This window comes from Burkholderia sp. AU31624 (assembly GCF_020420065.1).
In the GTDB taxonomy this organism is placed as follows: domain Bacteria; phylum Pseudomonadota; class Gammaproteobacteria; order Burkholderiales; family Burkholderiaceae; genus Burkholderia.
This window is the reverse complement of record NZ_JAIZRT010000003.1, coordinates 503,444-529,755: the sequence shown is the minus strand read 5'-3', so window position 1 is coordinate 529,755 and position 26,312 is coordinate 503,444. Positions and strand designations below refer to the sequence as shown.

Annotated in this window: 22 protein-coding genes; 18 read left to right on the top strand and 4 right to left on the bottom strand. The window is 66.6% G+C overall.

Translation table 11 applies throughout. The annotated features are described in order from the left end of the window. The first annotated feature begins 28 nt into the window (after positions 1 to 28). The 14 genes from LGM89_RS12735 to LGM89_RS12670 all read left to right on the top strand — a co-directional run bounded on the left by LGM89_RS12735 (position 29) and on the right by LGM89_RS12670 (position 16,318). Positions 29 to 1,063: a Tim44 domain-containing protein gene (locus tag LGM89_RS12735; RefSeq protein ID WP_089495620.1), complete on the top strand. Its 1,035-nt coding sequence runs from the start codon at positions 29 to 31 to the stop codon at positions 1,061 to 1,063. 163 nt (positions 1,064 to 1,226) lie between these two features. Next, on the top strand, positions 1,227 to 1,853 hold the full coding sequence (locus LGM89_RS12730; RefSeq protein WP_069248831.1) for an SCP2 domain-containing protein: 627 nt from the start codon (positions 1,227 to 1,229) through the stop codon (positions 1,851 to 1,853). Between the two features lie 13 nt (positions 1,854 to 1,866). Continuing rightward, positions 1,867 to 3,444 (top strand): ubiquinone biosynthesis regulatory protein kinase UbiB, encoded by a 1,578-nt coding sequence (gene ubiB, locus LGM89_RS12725; RefSeq protein ID WP_226273151.1) that lies wholly within the window; start codon positions 1,867 to 1,869, stop codon positions 3,442 to 3,444. 17 nt (positions 3,445 to 3,461) lie between these two features. Continuing rightward, the gene (locus tag LGM89_RS12720; RefSeq protein WP_089495618.1) at positions 3,462 to 4,088 is read left to right on the top strand and encodes an SAM-dependent methyltransferase; all 627 of its coding nucleotides are present in this window, start codon (positions 3,462 to 3,464) and stop codon (positions 4,086 to 4,088) included. A 95-nt stretch (positions 4,089 to 4,183) separates the two neighbouring features. Continuing rightward, the gene (locus tag LGM89_RS12715) at positions 4,184 to 4,522 is read left to right on the top strand and encodes an FmdB family zinc ribbon protein (RefSeq protein WP_089495617.1); all 339 of its coding nucleotides are present in this window, start codon (positions 4,184 to 4,186) and stop codon (positions 4,520 to 4,522) included. A 62-nt stretch (positions 4,523 to 4,584) separates the two neighbouring features. Beyond that, positions 4,585 to 5,235 (top strand): DUF502 domain-containing protein, encoded by a 651-nt coding sequence (locus LGM89_RS12710; RefSeq protein WP_069248829.1) that lies wholly within the window; start codon positions 4,585 to 4,587, stop codon positions 5,233 to 5,235. Between the two features lie 67 nt (positions 5,236 to 5,302). Then, on the top strand, positions 5,303 to 7,105 hold the full coding sequence (gene aspS / locus LGM89_RS12705; protein ID WP_089495616.1) for an aspartate--tRNA ligase: 1,803 nt from the start codon (positions 5,303 to 5,305) through the stop codon (positions 7,103 to 7,105). A 159-nt stretch (positions 7,106 to 7,264) separates the two neighbouring features. Next, positions 7,265 to 7,759: a dihydroneopterin triphosphate diphosphatase gene (gene nudB / locus LGM89_RS12700; protein WP_071335062.1), complete on the top strand. Its 495-nt coding sequence runs from the start codon at positions 7,265 to 7,267 to the stop codon at positions 7,757 to 7,759. Next, entirely contained in the window at positions 7,756 to 9,030 is a 1,275-nt protein-coding gene (clsB, locus tag LGM89_RS12695) for a cardiolipin synthase ClsB (protein WP_226206814.1), read from the top strand. Before nudB ends, clsB begins: the two co-directional genes overlap by 4 nt. A 201-nt stretch (positions 9,031 to 9,231) precedes the next feature. Beyond that, positions 9,232 to 9,831 carry a TetR/AcrR family transcriptional regulator gene (locus tag LGM89_RS12690; protein WP_006751498.1) on the top strand — a complete coding sequence of 200 codons (600 nt, stop codon included), beginning with the start codon at positions 9,232 to 9,234 and terminating at the stop codon, positions 9,829 to 9,831. 58 nt (positions 9,832 to 9,889) lie between these two features. After that, entirely contained in the window at positions 9,890 to 11,677 is a 1,788-nt protein-coding gene (locus tag LGM89_RS12685; protein ID WP_124580733.1) for an acyl-CoA dehydrogenase C-terminal domain-containing protein, read from the top strand. Positions 11,678 to 11,795: 118 nt separating this feature from the next. Then, entirely contained in the window at positions 11,796 to 14,231 is a 2,436-nt protein-coding gene (locus tag LGM89_RS12680; RefSeq protein WP_046544448.1) for a 3-hydroxyacyl-CoA dehydrogenase/enoyl-CoA hydratase family protein, read from the top strand. A gap of 27 nt (positions 14,232 to 14,258) precedes the next feature. Continuing rightward, complete coding sequence (locus LGM89_RS12675; RefSeq protein ID WP_039360089.1) at positions 14,259 to 15,458, top strand: acetyl-CoA C-acyltransferase; 1,200 nt, start codon at positions 14,259 to 14,261, stop codon at positions 15,456 to 15,458. 92 nt (positions 15,459 to 15,550) lie between these two features. Then, positions 15,551 to 16,318, top strand: a complete 768-nt coding sequence (locus tag LGM89_RS12670) for an enoyl-CoA hydratase (protein WP_089495612.1) — start codon at positions 15,551 to 15,553, stop codon at positions 16,316 to 16,318. A 59-nt stretch (positions 16,319 to 16,377) separates the two neighbouring features. On the opposite strand, the gene fdhD is transcribed toward LGM89_RS12670, so the two are convergent. Then, positions 16,378 to 17,220: a formate dehydrogenase accessory sulfurtransferase FdhD gene (gene fdhD / locus LGM89_RS12665; protein WP_373452550.1), complete on the bottom strand. Its 843-nt coding sequence runs from the start codon at positions 17,218 to 17,220 to the stop codon at positions 16,378 to 16,380. Between the two features lie 117 nt (positions 17,221 to 17,337). Here fdhD and LGM89_RS12660 point away from each other — a divergent pair, with 117 nt between their 5' ends. After that, positions 17,338 to 17,820: a nitrate reductase associated protein gene (locus tag LGM89_RS12660; protein ID WP_089456899.1), complete on the top strand. Its 483-nt coding sequence runs from the start codon at positions 17,338 to 17,340 to the stop codon at positions 17,818 to 17,820. 45 nt (positions 17,821 to 17,865) lie between these two features. On the opposite strand, the gene LGM89_RS12655 is transcribed toward LGM89_RS12660, so the two are convergent. Continuing rightward, positions 17,866 to 18,261, bottom strand: a complete 396-nt coding sequence (locus LGM89_RS12655; protein ID WP_059684352.1) for an acyl-CoA thioesterase — start codon at positions 18,259 to 18,261, stop codon at positions 17,866 to 17,868. A 174-nt stretch (positions 18,262 to 18,435) separates the two neighbouring features. On the opposite strand from LGM89_RS12655, the gene LGM89_RS12650 reads away from it, so the two are divergent. Continuing rightward, entirely contained in the window at positions 18,436 to 20,307 is a 1,872-nt protein-coding gene (locus LGM89_RS12650) for an ABCB family ABC transporter ATP-binding protein/permease (protein ID WP_089495609.1), read from the top strand. A 197-nt stretch (positions 20,308 to 20,504) separates the two neighbouring features. Here LGM89_RS12650 and murU read toward each other — a convergent pair whose 3' ends face one another. Then, on the bottom strand, positions 20,505 to 21,224 hold the full coding sequence (gene murU, locus LGM89_RS12645; RefSeq protein ID WP_089495608.1) for an N-acetylmuramate alpha-1-phosphate uridylyltransferase MurU: 720 nt from the start codon (positions 21,222 to 21,224) through the stop codon (positions 20,505 to 20,507). Between the two features lie 38 nt (positions 21,225 to 21,262). Then, on the bottom strand, positions 21,263 to 22,312 hold the full coding sequence (locus LGM89_RS12640) for an aminoglycoside phosphotransferase family protein (protein ID WP_089495607.1): 1,050 nt from the start codon (positions 22,310 to 22,312) through the stop codon (positions 21,263 to 21,265). A gap of 223 nt (positions 22,313 to 22,535) precedes the next feature. Here LGM89_RS12640 and LGM89_RS12635 point away from each other — a divergent pair, with 223 nt between their 5' ends. Both LGM89_RS12635 and LGM89_RS12630 read left to right on the top strand, forming a co-directional pair. Continuing rightward, positions 22,536 to 24,896, top strand: coding sequence for an LPS-assembly protein LptD (locus LGM89_RS12635; protein ID WP_124580751.1), 2,361 nt, complete (start codon positions 22,536 to 22,538; stop codon positions 24,894 to 24,896). A 51-nt stretch (positions 24,897 to 24,947) separates the two neighbouring features. After that, positions 24,948 to 26,306 (top strand): peptidylprolyl isomerase, encoded by a 1,359-nt coding sequence (locus tag LGM89_RS12630; protein WP_226273150.1) that lies wholly within the window; start codon positions 24,948 to 24,950, stop codon positions 26,304 to 26,306. Positions 26,307 to 26,312 lie beyond the last annotated feature (6 nt).

Here is a 26,312-nt window from a genome sequence, read left to right as displayed (position 1 = left end):
TACATTTGTCTTACATCCGGAGAAACTGATGTTCGAATCGCGTTCGTTGTTCAACCGTAGCAAGCCGTCGAAGCCGTGGGCTCGACGGGTCGGCACGCTGCTGATGGTCGGCCTGCTCACGGCCGGGACGTTCGCATCGCTCGACGCCGAAGCCAAGCGCATGGGCGGCGGGCGCAGCATCGGCCGCCAGAACTCCACCGTTACGCAGCGCCAGGCCACGCCGCCCGCGCAGCAGCCGATGCAGCAGGCCGCGCCGTCGCAGGCGCAGCGTGCGAATCCGGCCGCACCCGCACCGGCTGCGCAGCCTAACCGCTCGCGCTGGCTCGGGCCGATCGCCGGCCTCGCGGCCGGTCTCGGCATCGCGGCGCTGCTGTCGCACTTCGGCCTGGGCGGCGCATTCGCGAGCATGATGGCGAACGTCATCGTGATCGCGCTGCTCGCGGCGGTCGGCATCTGGCTGATCCGCAAGTTCATGAACCGCCGTCGTCCGCAGGAGCCGGCCTACTCGGTCGGCGGCTCGGCGTCGTCGTCGGGCGGCTACTCGCAAAGCCCGTCGTTCCAGCAGGGCGGCACCGGCAGCAACTACTCGGGTAGCGGCAGCAGCTACGCGAACGAAGCGCAAGGCGTGTTCGGCGGCGGTGCCGCGGCCACCGGCGCGGCAGCGGCTGCCGCGGCAGCACCGCTCCAGGTGCCGGCCGGCTTCGACACCGAAGCGTTCCTGCGCAGCTCGAAGGTCTATTTCGTGCGCCTGCAGGCCGCGTGGGACCAGGGCAACCTGGCCGACATCCGCGAGTTCACGACGCCGGAAATGTTCGCCGAGATCAAGATCGACCTCGATTCGCGCGGTAACGAGTCGAACCAGACCGACGTCGTGCAACTCGACGCGGAACTGATCGCGATCGAGGATCGCGGCATCGAGCAGTCGGCGAGCGTGCGCTTCCACGGCCTGATCCGCGAATCGGCGAATGCATCGGCCGCGCCGTTCGACGAGGTGTGGAACCTGTCGAAGTCGGGCAGTCAGGGCTGGCTGCTCGCGGGCATCCAGCAGATCAACACGCACTGAGCGTGACCGGCGGCCCGCGCCGCCGGCACCCGGGCGACGGCCGCCGCACTGCGACCGCTTGCCGCCCGGGTGTGCGGTCAGGCACGGTCTGCCGACGATCCGACGTTACAATAGAAACCCGCGTGGGCGCCCGGCCTGCGCGGGTTTTTTCTTTCCCAGCCCGATGACCTTTGCCGCCAAGCCTTTTGCTGCCGCTGTCAATCACCTGCTCGCCCGCGAATCGTGGGCGCGTGACCGCCTGATTCCCTATTCGGGCAAGACTGCCCGGATCGACGTGCCCCCGGTTACGCTGACGCTGCTGGTGCAGCCCGACGGCTATCTGTCGGCCGTCGACGCGCACGATGCGCAACAGGTCGACGTGTCGATCGCGCTTGCTGGCGACACGGTCGCCGCGTTCCTGCAGGGCGGCCAGGCGGCCGTGATGAAGCACGTGAAGATCGAGGGCGACGCGGAGTTCGCCACGCAGATCGCGAAGCTGGCCGAGCACCTGCGCTGGGAACCTGAAGAAGATCTCGCGAAGCTGGTCGGCGACGCGGCGGCCTACCGGATCGCGACGGTCGTGCGCGACGCCGGCGCGCGCGCGCGACGCACCGGCCGCAACGTGCTCGATTCCGTCGCCGAATACTGGCTCGACGAGAACCCGCAAGTCGTCCGGCGCGCGTCGCTCGGCGGCTTCGATGCCGAACTGGCGCGCGCACGCGATGCGCTCGCACGGGTCGAAAAGCGGGTCGAGCGACTCGAACAAAAAATCGGCGCGCGCACGGGTTCCGGCCCGCGCGGCGCGCACTGAGGGGCCGCAGGGCATGCGCATTTTCCGTTTCATCAAGATTGTCTACACCGTCATCCGCTTTGGTCTCGACGAAGTGATGCTGTCCCGGATCGACGACCGGCGCGTGAAGCTGCTGTTGCGGATCACGACGATCGGCCGCCGCTACTCCGATCCGCCTGCCGTGCGGCTGCGTCACGCGCTCGAGAGCCTCGGCCCGATCTTCGTGAAGTTCGGCCAGGTGCTGTCGACGCGCCGCGATTTGCTGTCGGTCGATTTCGCGAACGAACTCGCGAAGCTGCAGGACCAGGTGCCGCCGTTCGATTCGGCGGTCGCGATCGGGATCATCGAGAAGTCGCTCGGTGCGCCGGTCGACGAGCTGTTCGACGAATTCGAGCGCGAGCCGGTCGCGAGCGCGTCGATCGCGCAGGTGCATTTCGCGAAGCTCAAGCAGGGCCAGCACGCGGGCAAGGCCGTTGCCGTCAAGGTGCTGCGCCCGAACATGCTGTCCGTGATCGACTCCGACCTCGCGCTGATGCGCGACATCGCGATCTGGACCGAGCGCATGTGGGCCGACGGCCGGCGCCTGAAGCCGCGCGAGGTCGTCGCCGAATTCGACAAGTACCTGCACGACGAGCTCGACCTGATGCGCGAGGCCGCCAACGGCAGCCAGCTGCGCCGCAACTTCGCGGGCCTCGACCTGCTGCTCGTGCCCGAGATGTTCTGGGATTTCTCGACGTCGCAGGTGCTCGTGATGGAGCGCATGACCGGCGTGCCGATCAGCCAGGTCGAGACGCTGCGTTCGGCCGGCGTCGACATCAAGAAGCTCGCGCGCGAAGGCGTCGAGATCTTCTTCACGCAGGTGTTCCGCGACGGCTTCTTCCATGCGGACATGCACCCCGGCAACATCCAGGTGAGCCTCGATCCGAACACGTTCGGTCGCTACGTCGCGCTCGATTTCGGGATCGTCGGCGCGCTGTCCGATTTCGACAAGAACTACCTCGCGCAGAACTTCCTCGCGTTCTTCAAGCGTGACTACCACCGCGTCGCGACGCTTCACCTCGAGTCGGGCTGGGTGCCGCCCGAAACGCGCGTCGAGGAACTCGAAAGCGCGATCCGCGCGGTGTGCGAGCCGTATTTCGACCGCGCGCTGAAGGACATCTCGCTGGGCCAGGTGCTGATGCGGCTGTTCTCGACGTCGCGCCGCTTCAACGTCGAGATTCAGCCGCAGCTCGTACTGCTGCAGAAGACGATGCTGAACGTCGAGGGCCTCGGCCGTTCGCTCGACCCCGAGCTCGACCTGTGGAAGACCGCGAAGCCTTACCTCGAGCGCTGGATGACCGAGCAGATCGGCCTGCGCGGCTGGTACGAGCGCTTCAAGGTCGAGGCGCCGCAGTGGAGCAAGACGCTGCCGCAACTGCCGCGCCTGATCCATCACGCGATGGTCGCGCGCCATGACGCGCCGCGTGCCGCGAGCGAAGACCTGATGCGCCAGATCCTCATCGAGCAGAAGCGGACGAACCGGCTGATGCAGGCGCTGCTGATCTTCGGCCTTGCCGTCGGCGTCGGGGCGCTCGTCGCGCGTGTGCTGCTGGCGCTCACGTACGGCACATGACCGAAAGGAGCAGGGCGATGTCCGATCCGAAGCAACCCGCTACACCGTCAGCCGCCGATTTCGCGACGCGCGATCCCGGCAACGCATCGTTCTGGGACGAACGTTTCGAGCGTGGTGTGACGCCGTGGGAATTCGGCGGCGTGCCCGAGGGTTTCCGCGTGTTCGCGCACCGGCTCGAGCCGTGCACAGTGCTGATTCCCGGCTGCGGCAGTGCGCAGGAAGCCGGGTGGCTGGCCGACGCCGGCTGGCCCGTGCGGGCGATCGATTTCGCCGCGCAGGCGGTGGCGGCCGCGAAGGTGCAGCTCGGCGCGCATGCGGGCGTCGTCGAGCAGGCCGATTTCTTTGCGTACCGGCCGCCGTTCGACGTGCAGTGGGTGTACGAGCGTGCGTTCCTGTGCGCGCTTCCGCCGGCCATGCGTGCCGGCTATGCGGCGCGCATGGCCGAGCTGCTGCCTGCTGACGGATTGCTGGCCGGCTATTTTTTCCTGATGGCGAAACCGAAGGGGCCGCCGTTCGGAATCGAGCGTGCCGAACTCGATGCGCTGCTCACGCCGCACTTCGAGCTGATCGAGGATTTGCCCGTGACCGATTCGCTGCCCGTGTTCGAAGGGAACGAGCGCTGGCTCACGTGGCGCCGCCGCTGATGCGCGGGTATCGCGGCCATTGCCGGAGCGCGGCAGGGTTTCGGCTATAATTCAAGGTTTTGCAAGCCGTTTCCAGTTTCCGCGGGAAAAATATCATGCCGATCTACGCCTATCGATGCGAAGCGTGTGGTTTCGCGAAGGACGTGCTCCAGAAGATGAGCGACGCGCCGCTGTCGCAGTGCCCGGAATGCGGGAAGGATGCATTTCGCAAGCAGGTCACTGCCGCGGGCTTCCAGCTGAAGGGTTCGGGTTGGTATGTCACCGATTTCCGTGGCGGTTCGGGCGGCACCAGCGCACCGGCGACGGCGTCGGGCGACGCAGCCCCGGCTGCGGCAACGGACGCCGCGGCCGCGCCGGCTGCATCGAGCAGTTCCGAAAGCACGACGACGAGCGCCGCGCCCGCCCCGGCTGCAGCGCCCGCCGCCGGCAGTTGACCGTCGCGGCCCGGCCGGGCTGCGACCAACCCGCGCCCGCCGGCGCGGTTCATTGACGGCAGATGATGAAAAAGACGACCCTGAAATCGGTGTTTCTGACCGGCCTGCTGGTTCTCGTCCCGCTCGCGATCACGCTGTGGGTGCTTGGTCTCATCATCGGCACGATGGACCAGACACTGCTCCTGCTGCCCGAATCGTGGCAGCCCGAGCGGATGCTCGGCTTCCATCTGCCGGGGATCGGCGCGGTGCTGACGCTCGCGTTCATCTTCGTCGTCGGGCTGGCCACGCAGAACTTCATCGGCCAGAAGCTCGTCACGTGGTGGAACGCCGTGGTGCGTCACATCCCGGTCGTCGGGCCGATCTACACGAGCGTCAAGCAGGTGTCGGACACGCTGCTGTCGAGCAGCGGCAACGCGTTCCGCAAGGCGCTGCTGATCGAATACCCGCGTCGCGGCTCGTATACGATCGCGTTTCTGACCGGCACGCCGGGCGGCGACGTGCTCAATCATCTGACGGAAGAATACGTGAGCGTCTATATCCCGACGACACCGAACCCGACGTCGGGCTTCTTCCTGATGCTGCCGAAGAGCGAAGTCATCGAACTCGACATGTCGGTCGATGCCGCGCTCAAGTACATCGTCTCGATGGGCGTGGTGGCGCCCCCGGCGCCGGCTCCGGCGCCTGCACGCCGCCCCGTCGAGCCGCCGCTGTAAGTAAAGAATCATCGCCCGGGCCGCGCGTTGCGGCGCCCGTTGATCAAACCGAACGAAAGCAAACATCATGTCGATGCGTACTGAATACTGCGGTCTCGTGACCGAACACCTGCTGGGCCAAACCGTGTCGCTGTGCGGCTGGGTGCAGCGCCGCCGCGATCACGGCGGTGTGATCTTCATCGACCTGCGCGATCGTGAAGGCCTCGTGCAGGTGGTGTGCGACCCGGATCGCGCGGAAATGTTCGCGACCGCCGAAGGCGTGCGCAACGAGTTCTGCGTGCAGATCAAGGGCCTCGTGCGCAACCGTCCGGACGGCACGGTCAACGCCGGCCTGAAGAGCGGCAAGATCGAAGTGCTGTGCCACGAACTGAACGTGCTGAACGCATCGGTCACGCCGCCGTTCCAGCTCGACGACGACAACCTGTCGGAAACGACGCGCCTCACGCACCGCGTGCTCGACCTGCGTCGCCCGCAGATGCAGCACAACCTGCGCCTGCGCTACCGCGTAGCGATCGAAGCGCGCAAGTACCTTGACGAGCAGGGCTTCATCGACATCGAAACGCCGATGCTGACGAAGAGCACGCCGGAAGGCGCGCGCGACTATCTCGTGCCGTCGCGCACGAACGCGGGCCAGTTCTTCGCACTGCCGCAGTCGCCGCAGCTGTTCAAGCAGCTGCTGATGGTCGCGAACTTCGACCGTTACTACCAGATCACCAAGTGCTTCCGCGACGAAGACCTCCGTGCCGACCGTCAGCCGGAATTCACGCAGATCGACTGCGAAACGTCGTTCCTCGGCGAGCAGGAAATCCGTGACCTGTTCGAAGACATGATCCGTCACATCTTCAAGACGACGATCGACGTCGAACTCGACGCGAAATTCCCGGTGATGCCGTACTCGGAAGCGATGGCGCGTTTCGGTTCGGACAAGCCGGACCTGCGCGTGCAGCTCGAATTCACCGAGCTGACCGACGCGATGAAGGACGTCGACTTCAAGGTGTTCAGCACGCCGGCCAACGCGAAGGACGGCCGTGTTGCGGCACTGCGCGTGCCGAAGGGCAGCGAGCTGTCGCGTGGCGACATCGACGGCTACACCGAATTCGTGCGCATCTACGGCGCGAAGGGCCTCGCCTGGATCAAGGTCAACGAGAAGGCGAAGGGCCGTGACGGCCTGCAGAGCCCGATCGTCAAGAACCTGCACGACGCATCGATCGCGGCGATCCTCGAGCGCACCGGCGCGGAAGACGGCGACATCATCTTCTTCGCGGCCGACCGCGCGAAGGTCGTCAACGACAGCCTCGGCGCACTGCGCCTGAAGATCGGCCATTCGGAATTCGGCAAGGCGAACGGCCTCGTCCATGCCGGCTGGAAGCCGCTGTGGGTCGTCGATTTCCCGATGTTCGAATACGACGACGAAGATGCGCGCTACGTCGCCGCTCACCACCCGTTCACGAGCCCGAAGGACGAGCATCTCGAGTACCTCGAGACGGATCCGGGCCGTTGCCTCGCGAAGGCCTACGACATGGTGCTGAACGGCTGGGAAATCGGCGGCGGCTCGGTGCGTATCCACCGCGAGGAAGTGCAGAGCAAGGTGTTCCGCGCGCTGAAGATCGGTGCTGAAGAAGCCCAGCTCAAGTTCGGCTTCCTGCTGGACGCGCTGCAGTACGGCGCGCCGCCGCACGGCGGTATTGCATTCGGTCTCGACCGCATCGTCACGATGATGGCCGGCGCCGATTCGATTCGCGACGTGATCGCGTTCCCGAAGACGCAGCGTGCGCAGGATCTGCTCACGCAAGCGCCGAGCCCGGTCGACGAGCGTCAGCTGCGCGAACTGCACATCCGTCTGCGTCAGCCGGAACAGCCGAAGGCGTAACGCGCTTCGTCCCCGGTCGTGTGAGCGTTCGTGCACACACGACGCACATGAAAAAGGCGCAGCGATGCGCCTTTTTCGTTTTTTGCGGTACAGTCGCAGCACTTGCCGCCCGTTCGGAGCCTTTGCCCGGCGCGCGGCCCTGTGTTGCATGAAACAAAGATGACGAAGCCGCCGAAAATCCCCGAATCCGTTCTTGTCGTGATCTACACGCCCGACCTCGATGTGCTCGTGATCAAGCGTGCCGACCAGCCCGATTTCTGGCAATCGGTGACCGGCTCGAAGGATGCGCTCGACGAGCCGCTCGCGCTCACCGCCGCGCGCGAAGTAGCCGAGGAGACCGGCATCGCAGTCGGCACGCCGGAGGTGCCGGCCAGCGCGCTCGTCGACTGGCGCCACAAGATCGAATACACGATCTATCCGCAATACCTGCACCGCTACGCCCCGGGCGTCACGCGCAACGTCGAGCACTGGTTCGGCCTGTGCGTGCCGCATCGCGTCGACGTGACGCTGTCGCCGCGCGAGCATGTCGACCATGCGTGGCTGCCGTTCCGCGAGGCGGCCGCGCGCTGTTTCTCGCCGTCGAACGCCGAGGCGATCCTGCAACTGCCCGCGCGCGTGGCACTGTCGCGCGCGCCGCACGGCTCGTCCGCATGACGGCGGAAGCCCGCAAGCGCTTCGCGCAATTGCGGCAGATGTTCCTGCAGGAACGCGGTTCCGCGTCGCGACTCGCGTTCACGGCCGGCAACACGGTGCGTCTGTGCGAAACCGGCGGCGAATTCTTCCGGGCGCTGATCGAGCGGATCGATGCCGCCCGCGAGCAGGTGATGCTCGAAACCTACATCTTCTGCGACGACGCGGCCGGCCGGCCGGTGTCGGATGCGCTGATCCGCGCGGCGCAGCGCGGCGTGCGCGTGCGCGTGATCACCGACGGCATCGGCACCGCGCGCCTGCCGTTGTTCGACACATGGGCCGAAGCCGGCGTCGAGCATTGCATCTACAACCGCTTCCTGTTCGGCCGCTTCGGCTTTTCGCGCACGCATCGCAAGCTCGCGGTGATCGATCACGCGGTCGCGTTCTGCGGCGGCATCAACATCGTCGACGACTACACGCAGGGCAGCGCGACGCTGCCGTTCCCGCGCTGGGATTTCGCGGTCGAGATGGCCGGGCCCGCGGTGTCCGACGTGCGTGCCGCGTTCGAGTTGCAGTGGCATCGGATCCAGTTCGGCCACAAGCCGTACGCGCAGTACGCGGCCGGGCTGCATGGCGGCGAAGCATTTCCCGACATGTTCCGCCGCTGGATGCGCAGCCACCGGTGGATAAAGGCCGGCGCGCTGCGGGTCGTGACGGAGCCGAGCGTCGCGTTCGTCGCGCGCGACAACGTCGTGAACCGCCGCGCGATCGAGAAGGCGTATCTCGCCGCGATCGGCCAGGCCCGCCAGCGGATCCTGCTCGCCAATCCGTACTTCATGCCGGGGCGCAAGCTGCGCCGTGCGCTGACGGGCGCTGCGCGACGCGGCGTCGACGTGCGGATCCTGATCGGCCGCAAGGAATTCGCGGCACTCGATACGGCCGTGCCGTTCCTCTATCACGCACTGCTGCGCGCGGGCGTGCGCGTGGCCGAATACGACAAGACGATGCTGCACGGCAAGGTGGCCGTGATCGACGATAACTGGGCGACGGTCGGCTCGTCGAACCTGGACGCGCTGAGCCTGATGCTGAACAATGAAGCGAACGTCGTGCTGGTGCGCTACGATGCAGTGACGAACCAGTTGCGCGACGCGATCGCGACTGCGTTCGCCGAAGGCCGGGAGATCGATGCCGCGCGCTACGCCGCGCGCCCGCGCATCGAGCGGCTGCTGAACTGGCTTGCGTACAACACGTACCGCCTCGTGATGAAGGCGCTGACGGTCGGCGGTTACGACTGAACGCAGACTAAGTATTCGCTTCAAAAAATCTGTCCGCACGTTCGTGCGGAAAAGCCGCTCCGGTCCCGCCGGAATCGCGCAAAATAGCGGCTCGGTTAGACACCGGTTTCTAATAATTTCCTTGTTTCGCGAGCGGCCGCACTCAATAATAGTACGGCCGTTCGATTTTATTCGAACCCCCGAACGGTTACAGAAATAGCTATGCGAAAAGGCGAACAGACGCGTGCCGCGATACTTGAAGCTGCTTTGGACCTCGCCAGCCGTGACGGGCTGGAGGGGCTGACGATCGGCCTGCTGGCCGAGCGCATGCAGATGAGCAAGAGCGGTGTGTTCGCGCACTTCGGATCGCGTGAGGACCTGCAGGTCGAGGTCGTCCGCGAGTATCACCATCGTTTCGAAAACGAGGTGTTCTTTCCGAGCCTGCGCGAGCCGCGAGGCTTGCCGCGCCTTCGGGCGATGCTGGCCCGCTGGACGGAGAAGCGCATCCAGGAGGTGACGACCGGATGCATCTACATCAGCGGTGCGGTCGAGTACGACGACCGGCCCGACAGCCCCGTGCGCGAGCAGTTGATCGCAAGCGTGACGGCCTGGCGTGCCGCGATGCTGCGTGCCATTTCGCAGGCGAAGGAAGAAGGCCATCTGCGTGCGGATACGGATCCGGACCTGATGCTCTTCGAGTTGTACAGCTTCACGCTCGGCCTGCATCACGACGCACGCTTCCTGCATTCGCCGGACGCCGTGCGCCTCACGTGGGCCGCGCTGGAAAAGACGATTGTTTCGTATCAGAGCGAGAGCCGTTAGCGGCGCGTGATCCGCCCGCCAGGAGCTCGAGCCGTTTTGCCCACCTTTGGAGAGAGTCATGGGACAGTACGCCGCGCCGCTGCGCGACATGCAATTCGTGTTGCACGAGCTTCTGAACGTCGAAGCCGAAGTCAAGCAAATGCCCAAGCATGCGGACCTCGACGCCGACACGATCAACCAGGTCCTCGAGGAAGCGGGCAAGTTCTGCTCCGAGGTACTGTTCCCGCTGAACCAGGTCGGCGATCGCGAAGGCTGCACGTATGAAGGCGACGGCGTCGTGAAGACCCCGACCGGCTTCAAGGAAGCCTACCAGCAGTACGTCGAGGCCGGCTGGCCGGCGCTCGGCTGCGATCCGGACTACGGCGGCCAGGGCCTGCCCGCGTTCGTGAACAACGCGCTCTACGAAATGCTGAACTCGGCGAACCAGGCCTGGACGATGTATCCGGGCCTGTCGCACGGCGCCTACGAGTGCCTGCACGCACACGGCGCGCCGGAACTGCAGCAGCGCTACCTGCCGAAGCTCGTGACGGGCGAATGGACGGGCACGATGTGCCTGACCGAGCCGCACTGCGGCACCGACCTCGGCATCCTGCGCACCAAGGCCGAACCCAACGGCGACGGCTCGTACTCGATCAGCGGCACGAAGATCTTCATCTCGAGCGGCGAGCACGACATGTCGAAGAACATCATCCACCTCGTGCTCGCGCGCCTGCCGGACGCGCCGCAAGGCACCAAGGGGATCTCGTTGTTCATCGTGCCGAAGTTCATCCCCGACGCAGCCGGCGAGCCGGGCGAGCGCAACGGCATCAAGTGCGGCTCGATCGAGCACAAGATGGGCATCCACGGCAACTCGACGTGCGTGATGAACCTCGACGGCGCGAAGGGCTGGATGGTCGGCGAGCCGAACAAGGGCTTGAACGCGATGTTCGTGATGATGAATGCCGCGCGCCTCGGCGTCGGCATGCAGGGCCTCGGCCTCACGGAAGTCGCGTACCAGAACTCGCTCACTTATGCGAAGGAGCGCCTGCAGATGCGCTCGCTGACGGGCCCGAAGGCACCGGACAAGCCGGCCGACCCGATCATCGTGCACCCGGACGTGCGCCGCATGCTGCTCACGCAGAAGGCCTACGCCGAAGGCGCGCGTGCATTCACGTACTGGTCCGCGCTGCAGATCGACAAGGAACTGTCGCACGGTGACGAAGCGGTGCGCAAGGAAGCGGCCGACCTCGTCGCGCTGCTCACGCCGATCATCAAGGCGTTCCTGACCGACAACGCGTTCGAGTCGACCAACCACGCGATGCAGATCTACGGCGGCCACGGCTTCATCTCCGAGTGGGGCATGGAGCAGTACGTGCGCGACGCGCGGATCAACATGATCTACGAAGGCACGAACTCGATCCAGTCGCTCGACCTGCTGGGCCGCAAGGTGCTCGGCGACATGGGTGCGAAGCTGAAGAAGTTCGGCAAGCTCGTCACGGAATTCGCGGAAGCCGAAGGCGTGAAGCCGGAAATGGCCGAGTTCATCAACCCGCTCGCCGACATCGGCGACAAGGTGCAGAAGCTGACGATGGAAATCGGCATGAAGGCGATGCAGAACCCGGACGAAGTCGGCGCTGCCGCCGTGCCGTACCTGCGCACCGTCGGCCACCTGGTGTTCTCGTACTTCTGGGCGCGCATGGCGCGCCTCGCACTCGACAAGGAAGCGTCGGGCGATCCGTTCTACAAGTCGAAGCTCGCCACCGCTCGCTTCTACTTCGCGCGCCTGCTGCCCGAGACGGCTTCGACGATCCGCGCGGCGCGCGCCGGTTCGAAGACGCTGATGGAAGTCGACGAATCGCTGTTCTGACGCGAGTCCGGGCGGGGCGCGCCGCGTGCCGCGCCGCCCGAACGCAACGGTTCCTGGTACTCACTTCGCCGTGCAGCCCCCACCTCCCGCGCTGCACGACACTATCCGGAGACATCCCGTGAGCAATTTCCTGATTCGCAAGGTCGCCGTGCTGGGCGCCGGCGTGATGGGCGCGCAGATCGCCGCGCACCTCATCAACGCGCGCGTGCCGGTGCTGCTGTTCGACCTGCCGGCCAAGGAAGGTCCGAAAAACGCGATCGCGCTGAAGGCGATCGAGAACCTGAAGAAGCTGTCGCCCGCGCCGTTCGGCGTGAAGGACGATGCAAAGTACCTCGAGGCAGCGAACTACGAAGACGACATCGCGAAACTCGCCGAGTGCGACGTCGTGATCGAGGCGATCGCCGAGCGGATGGACTGGAAGCACGACCTGTACAAGAAGGTCGCGCCGCACATCGCGCCGAACGCGATCTTCGCGACCAACACGTCGGGCCTGTCGATCACGAAGCTGTCCGAAGGTTTCTCGGACGAGCTGAAGTCGCGCTTCTGCGGCGTGCACTTCTTCAACCCGCCGCGCTACATGCACCTCGTCGAGCTGATCCCGACCGCGCATACGCGCCCGGAGATCCTCGACCAGCTCGAAACCTTCCTGACGAGCATCGTCGGCAAGGGCGTCGTGCGCGCGAAGGATACGCCGAACTTCATCGCGAACCGCGTCGGCATCTTCTCGATCCTCGCGGTGATCACCGAGGCCGCGAAGTTCGGCCTGCGCTTCGACGAAGTCGACGACCTGACGGGCAGCCGCCTCGGCCGCGCGAAGTCGGCGACGTTCCGCACCGCGGACGTGGTCGGCCTCGATACGATGGCGCACGTGATCAAGACGATGCAGGACAACCTCGCCGACGATCCGTTCTTCCCGGTCTACCAGACGCCTGCCGTGCTCGCCGAACTGGTGAAGCAGGGCGCGCTCGGCCAGAAGACGGGCGGCGGCTTCTACAAGAAGGAAGGCAAGGCGATCAAGGTGCTCGACGCGAAGACGGGCACCTACGTGGATTCGGGCGCGAAGGCGGACGAAACGGTCGGCCGCATCCTGAAGCGCCCGCCGGCGGAACGCCTGAAGCTGCTGCGTGAAACGGACCATCCGCACGCGCAGTTCCTGTGGTCGATCTTCCGCGACGTATTCCACTACATCGGCGTGCATCTCGAATCGATCGCCGACAACGCGCGCGACGTCGACCTCGCGATCCGCTGGGGCTTCGGCTGGAACGAAGGCCCGTTCGAAGGCTGGCAGGCTGCCGGCTGGAAGCAGGTCGCCGAATGGGTGCAGGAAGACATCGCGGCCGGCAAGGCGCTCGCGAACGTGCCGCTGCCGTCGTGGGTGCTCGAAGGCGCGGTGGCGGAGAAGGGTGGCGTGCACACGGCCGAAGGCTCGTGGGCGCCGGCAGCGAAGCGCTTCGTGCCGCGTTCGGACCTCGCGGTCTACGACAAGCAGGTATTCCGCGCGCCGCTGCTCGGCGAAGCCGGTGCCGATCCGAAGACGTACGGCAAGACGCTGTTCGAGACCGATGCCGTGCGTGCCTGGGTCGACGACCGTGCGGGTGAAGACGACGTCGTGATCGTGTCGTTCAAGTCGAAGATGAACACGATCGGACCGAGCGTGATCGACGGCCTCGTGCAGGCCATCGAACTCGCGGAGAAGGACTACAAGGGCGTGGTGATCTGGCAACCGACGTCGCTGAAGCTCGGCACGCCGGGCGGCCCGTTCTCGGCCGGTGCGAACCTCGAAGAGGCGATGCCCGCGTTCATGATGGGCGGCGCGAAGGGCATCGAGCCGTTCGTGAAGAAGTTCCAGGAAGGCATGCTGCGCGTGAAGTACGCGAACGTGCCGGTCGTCGCGGCCGTGTCGGGCATCGCGCTCGGCGGCGGGTGCGAGCTGATGCTGCACAGCGCGAAGCGTGTCGTGCACGTCGAGAGCTACATCGGTCTCGTCGAAGTGGGCGTCGGCCTCGTGCCGGCGGGCGGCGGCCTGAAGGAAGCGGCGCTGCGCGCGGCGGACGCCGCAACGGCCGCGAACGCGACCACCGACATCCTGAAGTTCGTCACGAAGTCGTTCGAGAACGCGGCGATGGCGAAGGTGTCGGCGTCCGCGCACGATGCCCGTGCGATGGGCTACGTGAAGCCGTCCGACACGATCATCTTCAACGTGTTCGAACTGCTCGACACCGCGAAGAAGGAAGCGCGTGCACTGGCCGCAACCGGCTACCGCGCACCGTTGCGCGCGAAGGACGTGCCGGTCGCCGGCCGTTCGGCGATCGCGACGATCAAGGCATCGCTCGTCAACATGCGTGACGGCCGCTTCATCAGCGATCACGACTACCTGATCGCGAGCCGCATCGCCGAAGCCGTGTGCGGCGGCGACGTCGAAGCCGGCAGCCTGGTCGACGAGCAGTGGCTGCTCGCGCTGGAGCGCCGTGCGTTCGTCGAGCTGCTCGGCACGCAGAAGACGCAGGAACGGATCATGGGCATGTTGCAGACCGGCAAGCCGGTGCGTAACTGAGCGAGCGGATAAGGCAAGGAGTCTCAAATGAGCAAACAATTGCAAGACGCATACATCGTCGCCGCCAGCCGCACGCCGATCGGCAAGGCCCCGCGCGGTGTCTTCAAGAACACGCGCCCGGACGAGCTGCTGGTCCACGCACTCAAGTCGGCGGTGGCGCAGGTGCCCGGCTTCGACACGAAGCTGATCGAAGACGCGATCATCGGCTGCGCGATTCCGGAAGCCGAACAGGGCCTGAACGTCGCGCGCATGGGCGCGCTGCTCGCAGGCCTGCCGCAGACGGTCGGCGGCGTGACGGTCAACCGCTTCTGCGCGTCGGGCATCACGGCGCTGGCGATGGCGGCCGACCGCATCCGCGTCGGCGAATCGGACGCGATCTTCGCGGGCGGCTGCGAATCGATGAGCATGGTGCCGATGATGGGCAACAAGCCGTCGATGTCGCCGCACATCTTCGATCGCAACGAAGACTTCGGCATCGCGTACGGGATGGGCCTGACGGCCGAGCGCGTCGCGGAGCAGTGGAAGGTGAGCCGCGAAGACCAGGACGCGTTCTCGGTCGAGTCGCACCGCAAGGCGCTTGCCGCCCAGCAGGCCGGCGAGTTCAACGACGAGATCGCCGCGTACACGATCACCGAGCGTTTCCCGAACCTCGCGACGGGTGAAGTCGACGTGAAGACGCGCGAGATCAAGCTCGACGAAGGTCCGCGTGCGGATACGTCGATCGAAGGCCTCGCGAAGCTGCGCACGGTGTTCGCGAACAAGGGCTCGGTCACGGCCGGCAACAGCTCGCAGACGTCGGACGGCGCGGGCGCGCTGCTCGTGGTGTCGGAGAAGGTGCTCAAGGAATTCAACCTGACGCCGCTCGCGCGCTTCGTGAGCTTCGCGGTGCGTGGCGTGCCGCCGGAAATCATGGGCATCGGCCCGAAGGAAGCGATTCCGGCCGCGCTGAAGGCCGCCGGCCTGAAGCAGGACGATCTCGACTGGATCGAGCTGAACGAAGCGTTCGCCGCGCAATCGCTGGCGGTGATGCGCGATCTCGGCCTCGACCCGTCGAAGGTCAACCCGATGGGCGGCGCGATCGCCCTCGGCCACCCGCTCGGCGCGACCGGCGCGATCCGCGCGGCGACCGTCGTGCACGGCCTGCGCCGCCGCAACCTGAAGTACGGGATGGTCACGATGTGCGTCGGCACCGGCATGGGTGCCGCGGGCATCATCGAACGCCTGTAAGCGGAGCACGACGACAAGCTACGACGGTGCGCGGGCCACGAGCTCGCGCACCGTTTTTTCATTCCGATAGAGGAAAGTCAAAGGAGACGGTTGTGGCCGAAATTCAAGTGGAACGCGCCGATGGCGTGATGACGATCACGATCGCGCGCCCGGCGAAGAAGAACGCGCTGACGGCGGCGATGTACCAGACGATGGCCGACGCACTCGCGGAAGCGCAGGAAGACAAGGCGGTTCGCGTGATCCTGCTGCGCGGTGGCGACGGCAACTTCACCGCGGGGAACGATCTCGAGGATTTCCTGAAGTCGCCGCCGAAGGACGACACCGCGCCGGTGTTCCAGTTTCTCGCGCGGATCAGCAGCGCGAGCAAGCCGATCGTGGCCGCGGTGCCGGGCCTGGCGATCGGGGTCGGCGTGACGATGCTGCTGCACTGCGATCTGGTCTACGCGGCCGACACCGCGACGTTCTCGCTGCCGTTCACGCAGCTCGGGCTGTGCCCGGAAGCCGCGTCGAGCGCGCTGCTGCCGCGTCTGGCCGGCCATCAGGTCGCGGCCGAGAAGCTGCTGCTCGGCGAAGCGTTCGACGCGCTGGAAGCGCACCGGATCGGCATCGTCAACCGCGTGCTGCCGGCGGCCGAGCTCGACGCGTTCGCAGCGAAGCAGGCGGCAAAGCTCGCGGCGCTGCCGGCGGCATCGCTGCGTGTGACGAAGGCGCTGCTGAAGGATACGGGCGGGGTGGCGACGCAGGCGCGGATGGCCGAGGAAGCGGGCCACTTCGCCACGATGCTGCGCGCGCCGGAAGCGCGCGAGGCGATGACGGCGTTCTTCGAGAAGCGCAAGCCGGATTTCCGTCAGTTCGACTGACCGTCTGACGGAGCAGGGCGCGCCGGCAGCGGACTGCCGGCGCGCTCCCGGGATCGCGATCAGGCCGTGCCGTAGTCGACGTGGCCCGTTTCGCGGCAGAAGCTGACGAGCCGCAAGCCGGCTGCCTTCGCGATCTCGATCGCGAGCGACGACGGCGCGGAGATCGTCGCGACCAGCGGGATGCCGACCCGTGCGGCCTTGCGCACGAGCTCGTAGCTCGCGCGGCTCGACAGGAACACGAAGCCGTCGGTCGCGTCGGCGCGCGACAGCACGAGCGAGCCGATCAGCTTGTCGAGTGCGTTGTGGCGGCCGACGTCCTCGAATGCCATCCGGATCGCGCCTGTTGCGTCGCACCACGCGGCCGCATGCAGGCCGCCCGTGAGCCGCGTGAGCGCCTGGTGAACCGGCAGCGCCTGCGCCGCGCGCGTCAGCGCGTCGGGGGCGAGGCGTGCGAGAAAGCCCGTATCGGGCACGCGTTCGGGCGCGAGGTCGAGCAGGTCGATGCTTTCGATCCCGCAGACGCCGCAGCCGGTACGCCCCGCGAGCGCACGGCGCCGGTCCTTCAGCGCGGCGAACGCCTGCTGGACGACCTCCAGGTGGACTTCCGCATGCGGCAGCGGCGCGTCGGCGTGCAGGATCACCTCGATGTCCTTGATGTCGCTGCCGCGCGCGACGATCCCTTCCGAGATCGCGAAACCGACCGCGAACGCTTCGAGGTCGCACGGCGTACACATCATCACCGCATGCGAGATGCCGTTGAAGACGAGTGCGACGGGCCATTCCTGGCCGACGTAGTCGTGTGCGGTTTCGACGGCGCCGCCGCGCGTGCGGCGCACGGACAGTTCGATCGCGCCGCGCGGTTCGTCGCGCAGGTCGCCGGATTCGGTCGGATTCACGAGCACTCCCGTTGATTCGGCGCGCGGGGCCGGCGGCAATCGTATCCGCCACCCGCGCGCAGAGGTTCTAAAATACCCCAGGCAAGCCGGCCGCGCCGGTATCCGCCACATCAGGTAACGATCATGGGACTCAGCGACGCTCCACTGCTATTCGCCTTCGAACACGATTCGTCGGAAAACTTCACGTACATCCCGATGATCGTGCGTTTCAATCTCGACCGTTTCGGTCTGCGGATCTCATTGGAGCAGTGGCAGTTGCTGCCGCTCGAGGACCGCAAGCTGCTCGCGCGCTTTCCGGCCGACGAGGACACCGCGATCGAGCCCAACTTCGATCACGCGCTGTTCGAAATGCTGCGTACGCACGCGGATCTGGAGCCCTCGTGGTTCCAGCCGGACGAGCAGCCGGCCTGGCGTGCCACCGACAGCGTGCCGGAGTCGCTCGTGCAGCAGAGCGCGCTGGCCGGGCTGATGGCGCCCGAGCTCGCGCAGTGGCAGCGGCTCGCGCCGTTCCAGCGCTATGTGCTGGTGAAACTGTCGCGCAAGCCGAAGCTGAACCACGATTTCCTGCCCGCGATGCGGGAGTTCGGGCTGACGGCCACGCACTGAGGTGGCCGAAGGCAGGGGGAAGCGCCGCCGCGCGGCGCTCGTCCGTCAGAGCGGCGGCAGTTGCCGCGGCTTGCGGTCGGTGCCGGTCGCGACGTAGGTGAGCGTCGCTTCGGTGACCTTCACGATTTCACCCATCAGGCGCATGCGCTGCGCGTATACCTCGACGTCGACCGTGATCGACGTGTTGCCGGTACGCGTGATGGTCGCGTAGAAGCTCAGCAGATCGCCGACGAACACCGGCTGCTTGAACACGAACGAATTGACCGCGACCGTCGCGACGCGACCGTTCGCGCGCTGGCTCGCGGGGATCGAGCCGGCGATGTCGACCTGCGACATGATCCAGCCGCCGAATACGTCGCCGTGGACGTTCGCGTCGTGCGGTTGCGGGACGACGCGCAGCGCGGGCTGCTTTTGCGGGAGTTCGAGGGTCGAATCGGTCATGGCGGGGGCTTTCATCCTGTAATAAATACGCCGCCGCGCGCAGGCTGGCCGGCGAGGGCGCCGGCAGCGGCGCGAAGCGGCTTCTGCGACAATACAACGTTCGCAAATTGTACGAGAAAGTGAGCGAGCCGGCCGCCGATGCACGCGTCCGGCACCGCCGCCGATCCTTCCCCCATGCGCCGATTTCCTGCTTCCGGCGAGCCCGCGCCGGCTTCGACCGGGCCCCGCAACGACTGGCAAACCATCCGGTCGCTGCTGCCGTACCTGACCACCTACAAATGGCGCGTCGCGCTCGCGCTCGGCTGCCTGATCGGCGCGAAGGTCGCGAACCTCGGCGTGCCGGTCGTGATGAAGCGCATCGTCGACCACCTGTCCTACGTCCAGCAGATCACCGCGATCGGCCGCGCCGAGCAGTCGGCCGGCATCGTGCTCGCGGGCGGCGTGGGGTTGCTGGTCGTCGCGTATGCGCTCGTGCGGCTGTCCACGTCATTGTTTACCGAGCTGCGCGAGATCCTGTTCTCGAAGGTCACCGAGAGCGCGGTGCGCCAGCTCGCGCTGCAGGTGTTCCGGCACCTGCACGGGCTGTCGCTGCGGTTTCACCTGGAGCGTCAGACCGGCGGCATGTCGCGCGACATCGAGCGCGGCACGCGCGGCATCCAGCAGCTGATTTCGTATTCGCTGTACAGCATCCTGCCGACGCTCGTCGAGGTCGGGCTCGTGCTTGGCTTCTTCGTGGTCAAGTACGAGGCCTATTACGCGTACGTGACGTTCGCGGCGCTGGTCACCTACATCGTGTTCACGGTGAAGGTCACCAATTGGCGCACGCATTTCCGCCGCACGATGAACGAACTCGATTCGCGTGCAAACTCGCGGGCGATCGATTCGCTGATCAACTACGAGACGGTCAAGTATTTCGGCAACGAGGAGTGGGAAGCGCAGCGCTACGACGAGAACCTGAAGCGCTACCGGAAGGCCGCGATCCGTTCGCAGAATTCGCTGTCGGTGCTGAACTTCGGCCAGCAGGCGATCATCGGCACGGGGCTCGTGTTCATCCTGTGGCGTGCGACGCAGGGCGTGCTCGCGGGCAAGCTGACGCTCGGCGACCTGGTGCTGATCAACACGTTCATGCTGCAGCTGTACATCCCGCTGAACTTTCTCGGTGTCGTCTATCGCGAGCTGAAGCAGAGCCTGACCGACATGGATCGCATGTTCGGGCTGCTGTCGGCCGCGAAGGAAGTGGCCGATTTGCCCGATGCGCGGCCGCTCGCGGTCGCCGGCGCGCAGGTGCGCTTCGAGCACGTGAATTTCGCGTACGAGCCGGCGCGGCAGATTCTCCACGACGTGTCGTTCACGATCGATGCGGGCACGACGACCGCGGTGGTCGGCCACAGCGGCTCCGGGAAGTCGACACTGTCGCGGCTGCTGTTCCGCTTCTACGATCTCGACCGGCAGGCGGGCGGTGCGATCCGGATCGACGGCCAGGACATCCGCGACGTCACGCAGGACTCGCTGCGCGCGTCGATCGGGATCGTGCCGCAGGACACCGTGCTGTTCAACGACTCGATCTACTACAACATCGCGTACGGCCGGCCGAGCGCGACCCGCGACGAGGTGATCGCGGCCGCGCGTGCCGCGCACATCCACGATTTCATCGAAAGTTTGCCGAAGGGTTATGACACGCCGGTCGGCGAGCGCGGGCTGAAGCTGTCGGGCGGCGAGAAGCAGCGCGTCGCGATCGCGCGCACGCTATTGAAGAACCCGCCGGTGCTGCTGTTCGACGAAGCGACGTCGGCGCTCGATTCGCGCTCGGAGCGCGCGATCCAGCACGAACTCGACCAGATCGCGCGGCATCGCACGACGCTCGTGATCGCGCACCGGCTGTCGACGGTCGTGCACGCGCAGCAGATCCTCGTGATGGACCACGGGCGGATCGTCGAGCGCGGCACGCACGACGAACTCGTGCGCGCCGACGGGTTGTATGCGCAGATGTGGGCGTTGCAGCAGCAGCGTGCGGCGGCAGGCGGGGAAGAAGCGGAAGCCGCGTGAGCGGCGGGGCTGCGCGCGGGGTGGGCGCAGCAGGACGGGGGACGTTTGATGGGCGGGAGTCGGGCCGGCATGGCGGTCGGACATGCGCGGACCCTTTGATCGGCCAGGCCAACGCCGCCAGTTCGCCCGTCAGCCAGCTAGCCAACCAGTCAGTTGACCGGTCTGTTGATCAATCAGCCCGACGACCCGTCAGCCGGTCACTCTGCGGCGCGCAGCCGCGCATCCAGCTCGCCGAGTTGCGCGGGCGTGCCGACGTTCTCCCAGATACCTTCATACAGTTCGCCGCTCGCGCGGCCGGCCTCGATCGCCGCGCGATAGTACGGCGTCAGCGCGCGCCGCGTGCCGGGCGCGAGATCGCGGAACATCCGCGTGTCGTACAGGCCGATGTTGCCGAACGTGAAGCGCGCGGCGCCGTCGAGTGCAAGGCGGCCGTCGTCGCCGAGCGCGAAGTCGCCCGCCGGGTGGAACGGCGGGTTCGGCACCATCACGAGGTGCATCGCCGGCGTGTCGAGCGCAGCCATCCGGGCGGCACGCGGCGCGAGTGACCGATAGTCGAACGCGCAGTACACGTCGCCGCTCACCGCCGCGAACACGGCCGGCTGCCCGTCGCGTTCGAGCAGCGGCAACGCCTGCGCGATGCCGCCCGCGGTTTCCAGCGCTTCGCCTTCGGCCGAATACACGAGCCGTACGCCCCAGCGCGAACCGTCGCCCAGCGCAGCCTCGATCTGCTCGCCGAGCCACGCGTGGTTGATCACGATCGTCTCGATGCCCGCGCGGGCGAGCGCCTCGATCTGCCACACGATCAGCGGCTTGCCGCCCGCTTCGAGCAGCGGCTTCGGGCGGGTGTCGGTGAGCGGGCGCATCCGTTCGCCGCGCCCGGCGGCGAAGATCATCGCCGTGGTCAGGGTGTTGCTCATGTTCGGCCGGGTGTCAGGAGAGTCGGAACGATCAGAAATCAGAACGTATAGCCCACGTCGGCCGGTGCGTTGCCCTCGAGCTCGTCGAGCAGCTTCGCGAACGGCACGAGCGGGCGATAGCGCAGCGCGACCTTGCGCGCATACGCGATGAAGCGCGGCAGGTCGTCCAGGTAGTGCGGCTTGCCGTCGCGGTAATTGATCCGCGCGAACAGGCCGAGCACCTTGATGTGGCGCTGCAGCCCCATCCATTCGAGCTGGCGGTAGAACTCGCCGAAATCGGGGTCGACCGGCAGGCCGGCCTTTTTCGCCTTTTCCCAGTAGTACGCGAAGCAGTCGAGCTCGAACTCCTCGTCCCAGCTGATGAACGCATCGCGCAGCAGCGACACGACGTCGTACGTCAGCGGCCCGTGGACGGCATCCTGGAAGTCGAGGATGCCCGGGTTGGGCTCGCACACCATCAGGTTGCGCGGCATGAAATCGCGCAGCATGAAACCCTGCGGCTGCGCGTGCGCGCTGGCGACCAGCAGCGCGAAGGTGCGGTCGAGCGTGCCGCGCATCGCGTCGGTGACCGGCTTGCCGAGGTGGCGGCCGACGAACCATTCGGGCATCAGCTCCATCTCGCGGCGCAGGAATGCCTCGTCGAACGGCGGCAGCACGTCGGGCTTCGACGTGAGCTGGAAGCGGATCAGCGCGTCGAGCGCCGCGCGCATCAGCGGTTTTGCGGCGGCCGGGTCGGCCGGATCGAGCACCGCGATGTACGACGTGCGGCCGAGATCGGTCACGAGCATGAAGCCCGAGTCGAAATCGTGGGCCAGCACGTCCGGCACGTGGTCGCCGGCCGCGGCGAGCAGTTGCGCGACCTGGACGAATTCACGGCACTTTTCGGGCGGCGGCGCGTCGACGGCGATCAGCGTGCCGCCGGCGCTCGTGGCCGACGCGACACGGAAATAGCGGCGGAAACTGGCATCCGACGAGGCGGGCGCGAGGGTCGACAGGTCGAGCGCATAGCGTTCGGCGAGCGGGTGCAGCCACGCGGTGAGCGCTTCGAGGCGGGCGTCGGGCTGGGATGCGGCGGATGGGGGCGTCATGAAACTCGGCGGAGGGGGGAACGTCTTGCCATATAATACCCCACGACTTTTTTGACGCGCCCCGCGTCAGCTTTCCGCCGTGCAGGCCCGCCGCCTGTCGCGCGGTCGCCCGAACGCCTCCCCGGTTTGCGCTCAGCCGCAGTCGCGGTGCGACGGTGCGGCCTGCCGCGCGCGCATGTGCCGCGACGGCGCGGTTGACAAGGGGCGATTCGCCAAACGATAGATGCCGCCCAAACCGCTATTCCCGAATGTTTTCCCCGGTGACGGGGCGCCGCGCAAACGGCGGCTCGCGCTCGCACTCCTGGCCGTGCCCGGCCTCGTGCCGGCCGTGTCGTACGCGCAGCTGTCGGGCGCGGCCGCGCAGCCGCAGCCGCTCGACTCGCCGTGGGATCTGCGTCTCGCGCCCCAGCTCGAGGATCATCCGCTGAAGGACGGCGCGAAGCCGGCCGCGTTCGTGATCGCCGACCACACGAGCGGCACGGCCGAGCAGGATCTCGCCGCGAAGGGTTCGGCCGAGCTGCGGCGCGGTGACGCCGTCGTGAAGGCCGACGCGATCCACTACGATCAGGATACCGACATGGCCGATGCGTACGGCCAGGTCAGGATCAACAATGCCGGCACGTCGTTCGCGGGCCCCGAGGCGCACCTGAAGATCGAGGCGAACCAGGGCTTCATGACGGCGCCGAAGTATCACTTCAACGTGACGGGCGGCTCGGGCAGCGCGGAACGCGTCGACATGGTCGACAACGAGCGCTCGGTGTTCGTCAACGGCACCTACACCGCGTGCCAGTGCTCGACGAACCCCGCGTGGTACATCAAGGGCAGCCGCTTCGACTTCGATACGGGTGCCGACGAAGGCACCGCACGCAACGGCGTGCTGTTCTTCCAGGGCGTGCCGATCTTCGCGAGCCCGTGGATGACGTTCCCGCTGTCGGGCGAGCGGCGCAGCGGCCTGCTGCCGCCGACGTTCTCGATGGACTCGAAGAATGGCTTCGAGTTGACGCTGCCGTACTACTTCAACATCGCGCCGAACCGCGACCTGACGCTCACGCCGCGCATCATCTCGCGGCGCGGCGTGATGGCCGAGGCGACGTTCCGCTACCTGTCGCCGTCGTATTCGGGCACGTTTACGGCCAATTACCTGCCGGATGACCGGCTCGCGCACCGCAACCGCTACGCGATCTACTGGCAGCACCAGCAGAATTTCGGCGGCGGCTTCGGCGGTTACGTGTACTACAACAAGGTCTCGGACAATACGTATCCCGAAGACCTCGGGTCGGCGAACCAGTTCATCAACGGGACGCAGACGCTGTACCAGCAGGAAGCCGGTATCACGTACAACAACGGCCCGTGGTCGGTGCTCGCGCGCTACCAGCACTGGCAGACGCTGCCGCCGTCGATCGCGCCGTACAGCCGCGAGCCGCAGTTGAACGTGAAGTACACGAAGTACAACGTCGGCGGCTTCGACTTCGGCGCGGAAGCCGACTATTCGCGGTTCCGCATCACGACGGCCGATGCGACCCAGGGTGACCGGATCGTCTTCAATCCGTACATCTCGTACGGCGTGTACGGCCCCGGCTACTTCGTCGTGCCGAAGGTCCAGTACCACTTCGCGTCGTACGACCTGAACTACCTGTCGTCGACCACGCCGAACAGCCCGAAGCGCTTCACCGAGTCGATCCCGACCGTGAGCTTCGATACGGGGCTGATCTTCGACCGCTCGGTGCGCCTGTTCGGCCAGGACTTCATCCAGACCCTCGAGCCGCGCCTGTACTACGTGTACACGCCGTATCGCGACCAGTCGAACGCACCGTTGTTCGACACCGCGGAGTCGGACTTCGGCCTCGCGGAGATCTACCAGCCGAACACGTTCGTCGGCAACGACCGGATCGCCGATGCGAACCGGATCACGGCGGGCCTCACGTCGCGCTTCATCGATCCGCGCACCGGCGACGAGCGTGCGCGTTTCGTGATTGCGCAGCAGTACTATTTCGCCGATCAGCGCGTCACGCTGAATTCCGGGCAGGCCGCCGCGCAGGCGCGCCACTCGGACCTGATCGTCGGCGCCGCGCTGAAGCTCGGCTCGGGCTTCATGTCGGAGACGGCGTTCCAGTACAACCAGAACAACAATCAGCTCGTGAAGTCGAGCGTCGGTTTCGGCTACAGCCCGGGCGAGCGCCGCGTGATCAACGTCGGCTACCGCTACACGCGTTCGAACACCACGCTCGACAACCAGCCGATCAACCAGTTCCTGGTGTCCGCGCAATGGCCGCTCACGCGCCGCCTGTATGCGATTGGCCGCTTCAACTACGACCTCGCCGGCGATCGCGTGGTCGACGGTCTGGTCGGCTTACAATACGACGCGGACTGCTGGGCGCTCGGGGTCGGGGTGCAACGGGCGGCGAACGGCATCAATTCGTCGGGACAGCAGAGTTCGTCGACGCGAGTCATGATGCAGCTGACGCTCAAGGGCCTGTCGACCGTCGACAACGGCCTCGTGTCGGCGTTCCGCGCCGGGGTGCCGGGCTACACGCCGCTGCCGCCGCCGCCGCCGCCGATGTCCCGCTTCAGCAACTACGAGTAACGCCGGCTTGTCTGCACCGGTCAGCACGATTTCAATGGAGTTCCAGTGGCAATGAAGAAAACCCTTCGTTTCGCGGCAGTCGTGTCCAGCCTCGCTGCGGCCTGCGCGCTGCTCGCCGCCGCGCCGGCCGCGGCGCAGGCGCTCGGTTCGCAAGGTGCGCAGCTCGCCGACGAAGTCGTCGCGGTCGTCAACAACGACGTGATCACGGGCCGCGAACTCGACCAGCGTGCCGGCCTGATCGCGCGCCGGCTGCAGCAGCAGAACGCACCGGTGCCGCCGACCGACCAGTTGCGCGCGCAGGTGCTGAACCAGATGGTGCTCGAGCGTATCCAGGTGCAGAAGGCCAAGGACGACGGGATCCGCATCGACGACGCGACCGTGCAGGCCACGCTGCAGCGTCTCGCGCAGGCGAACGGCATGACGCTCGAGCAGTACCGCGCCCGTCTCGAGGCGCAAGGCGTGCCCTGGAGCATCTTCACGAGCGACGCGCGTACCGAACTGATGCTGTCGAAGCTGCGCGAGCGTGAGGTCGACGGCAAGATCACCGTGTCGGACGCCGAGGTCGCGAACTACATCGCGAGCCAGCGCGGCCCGAGTGCGTCGCAACAGCAGGACCTGCGCTTCCAGCACATCTTCATCAAGGCGCCGACCAACGCGCCGCAGGCCGACATCGAAGTCGCGCAGAAGAAGGCTGACGCGTTGCTGCAGCAGGCGAAGTCGGGCGCCGACTTCGAGAAGCTCGCGAAGAACAATTCGGAAGCGAACGACGCGAAGAAGGGCGGCGACCTCGGCTTCAAGGCGCCGAGCGCGCTGCCGGCCGACGTCGTCGACGCCGCATCGAAGCTGCGCCCGGGCCAGGTCAACCCGACGCTGATCCGCGTGCCGGACGGCTTCGAGATCGTGCGCCTCGTCGATCGTCGCCAGAGCCAGGGCGCGACCGCCGCCGCACCGAAGATCGTGCAGACGCACGTGCGCCACATCCTGTTGCGCGTGGGCGAAGGCAAGTCGGAAGGCCAGGCGCGCCAGCAACTGGCCGACATCCGCAACCAGGTCGAGGCCGGTGGCGATTTCGCGAAGTTCGCGCGCACCTACTCACAGGACGGTTCGGCGTCGCAAGGCGGCGATCTCGGCTGGATCAGCCCGGGCGAGACCGTGCCGGAATTCGAGCGCGCGATGAACAACCTGCAGGACGGCCAGGTCAGCCAGCCGATCCGGACCGAGTACGGCTATCACCTGATCCAGGTGCTGAGCCGCCGCGAAGCGGAAGGCTCGGTGCAGCAGCAGATGGATATCGCGCGTCAGGCGATCGGCCAGCGCAAGGCCGAGCAGGCCTATGCCGACTGGCTGCGCGAGCTGCGCGATTCGTCGTACGTGCAGTACAAGATCGGCGGCGTCGGCCCGGCGAACTGAGCGAGC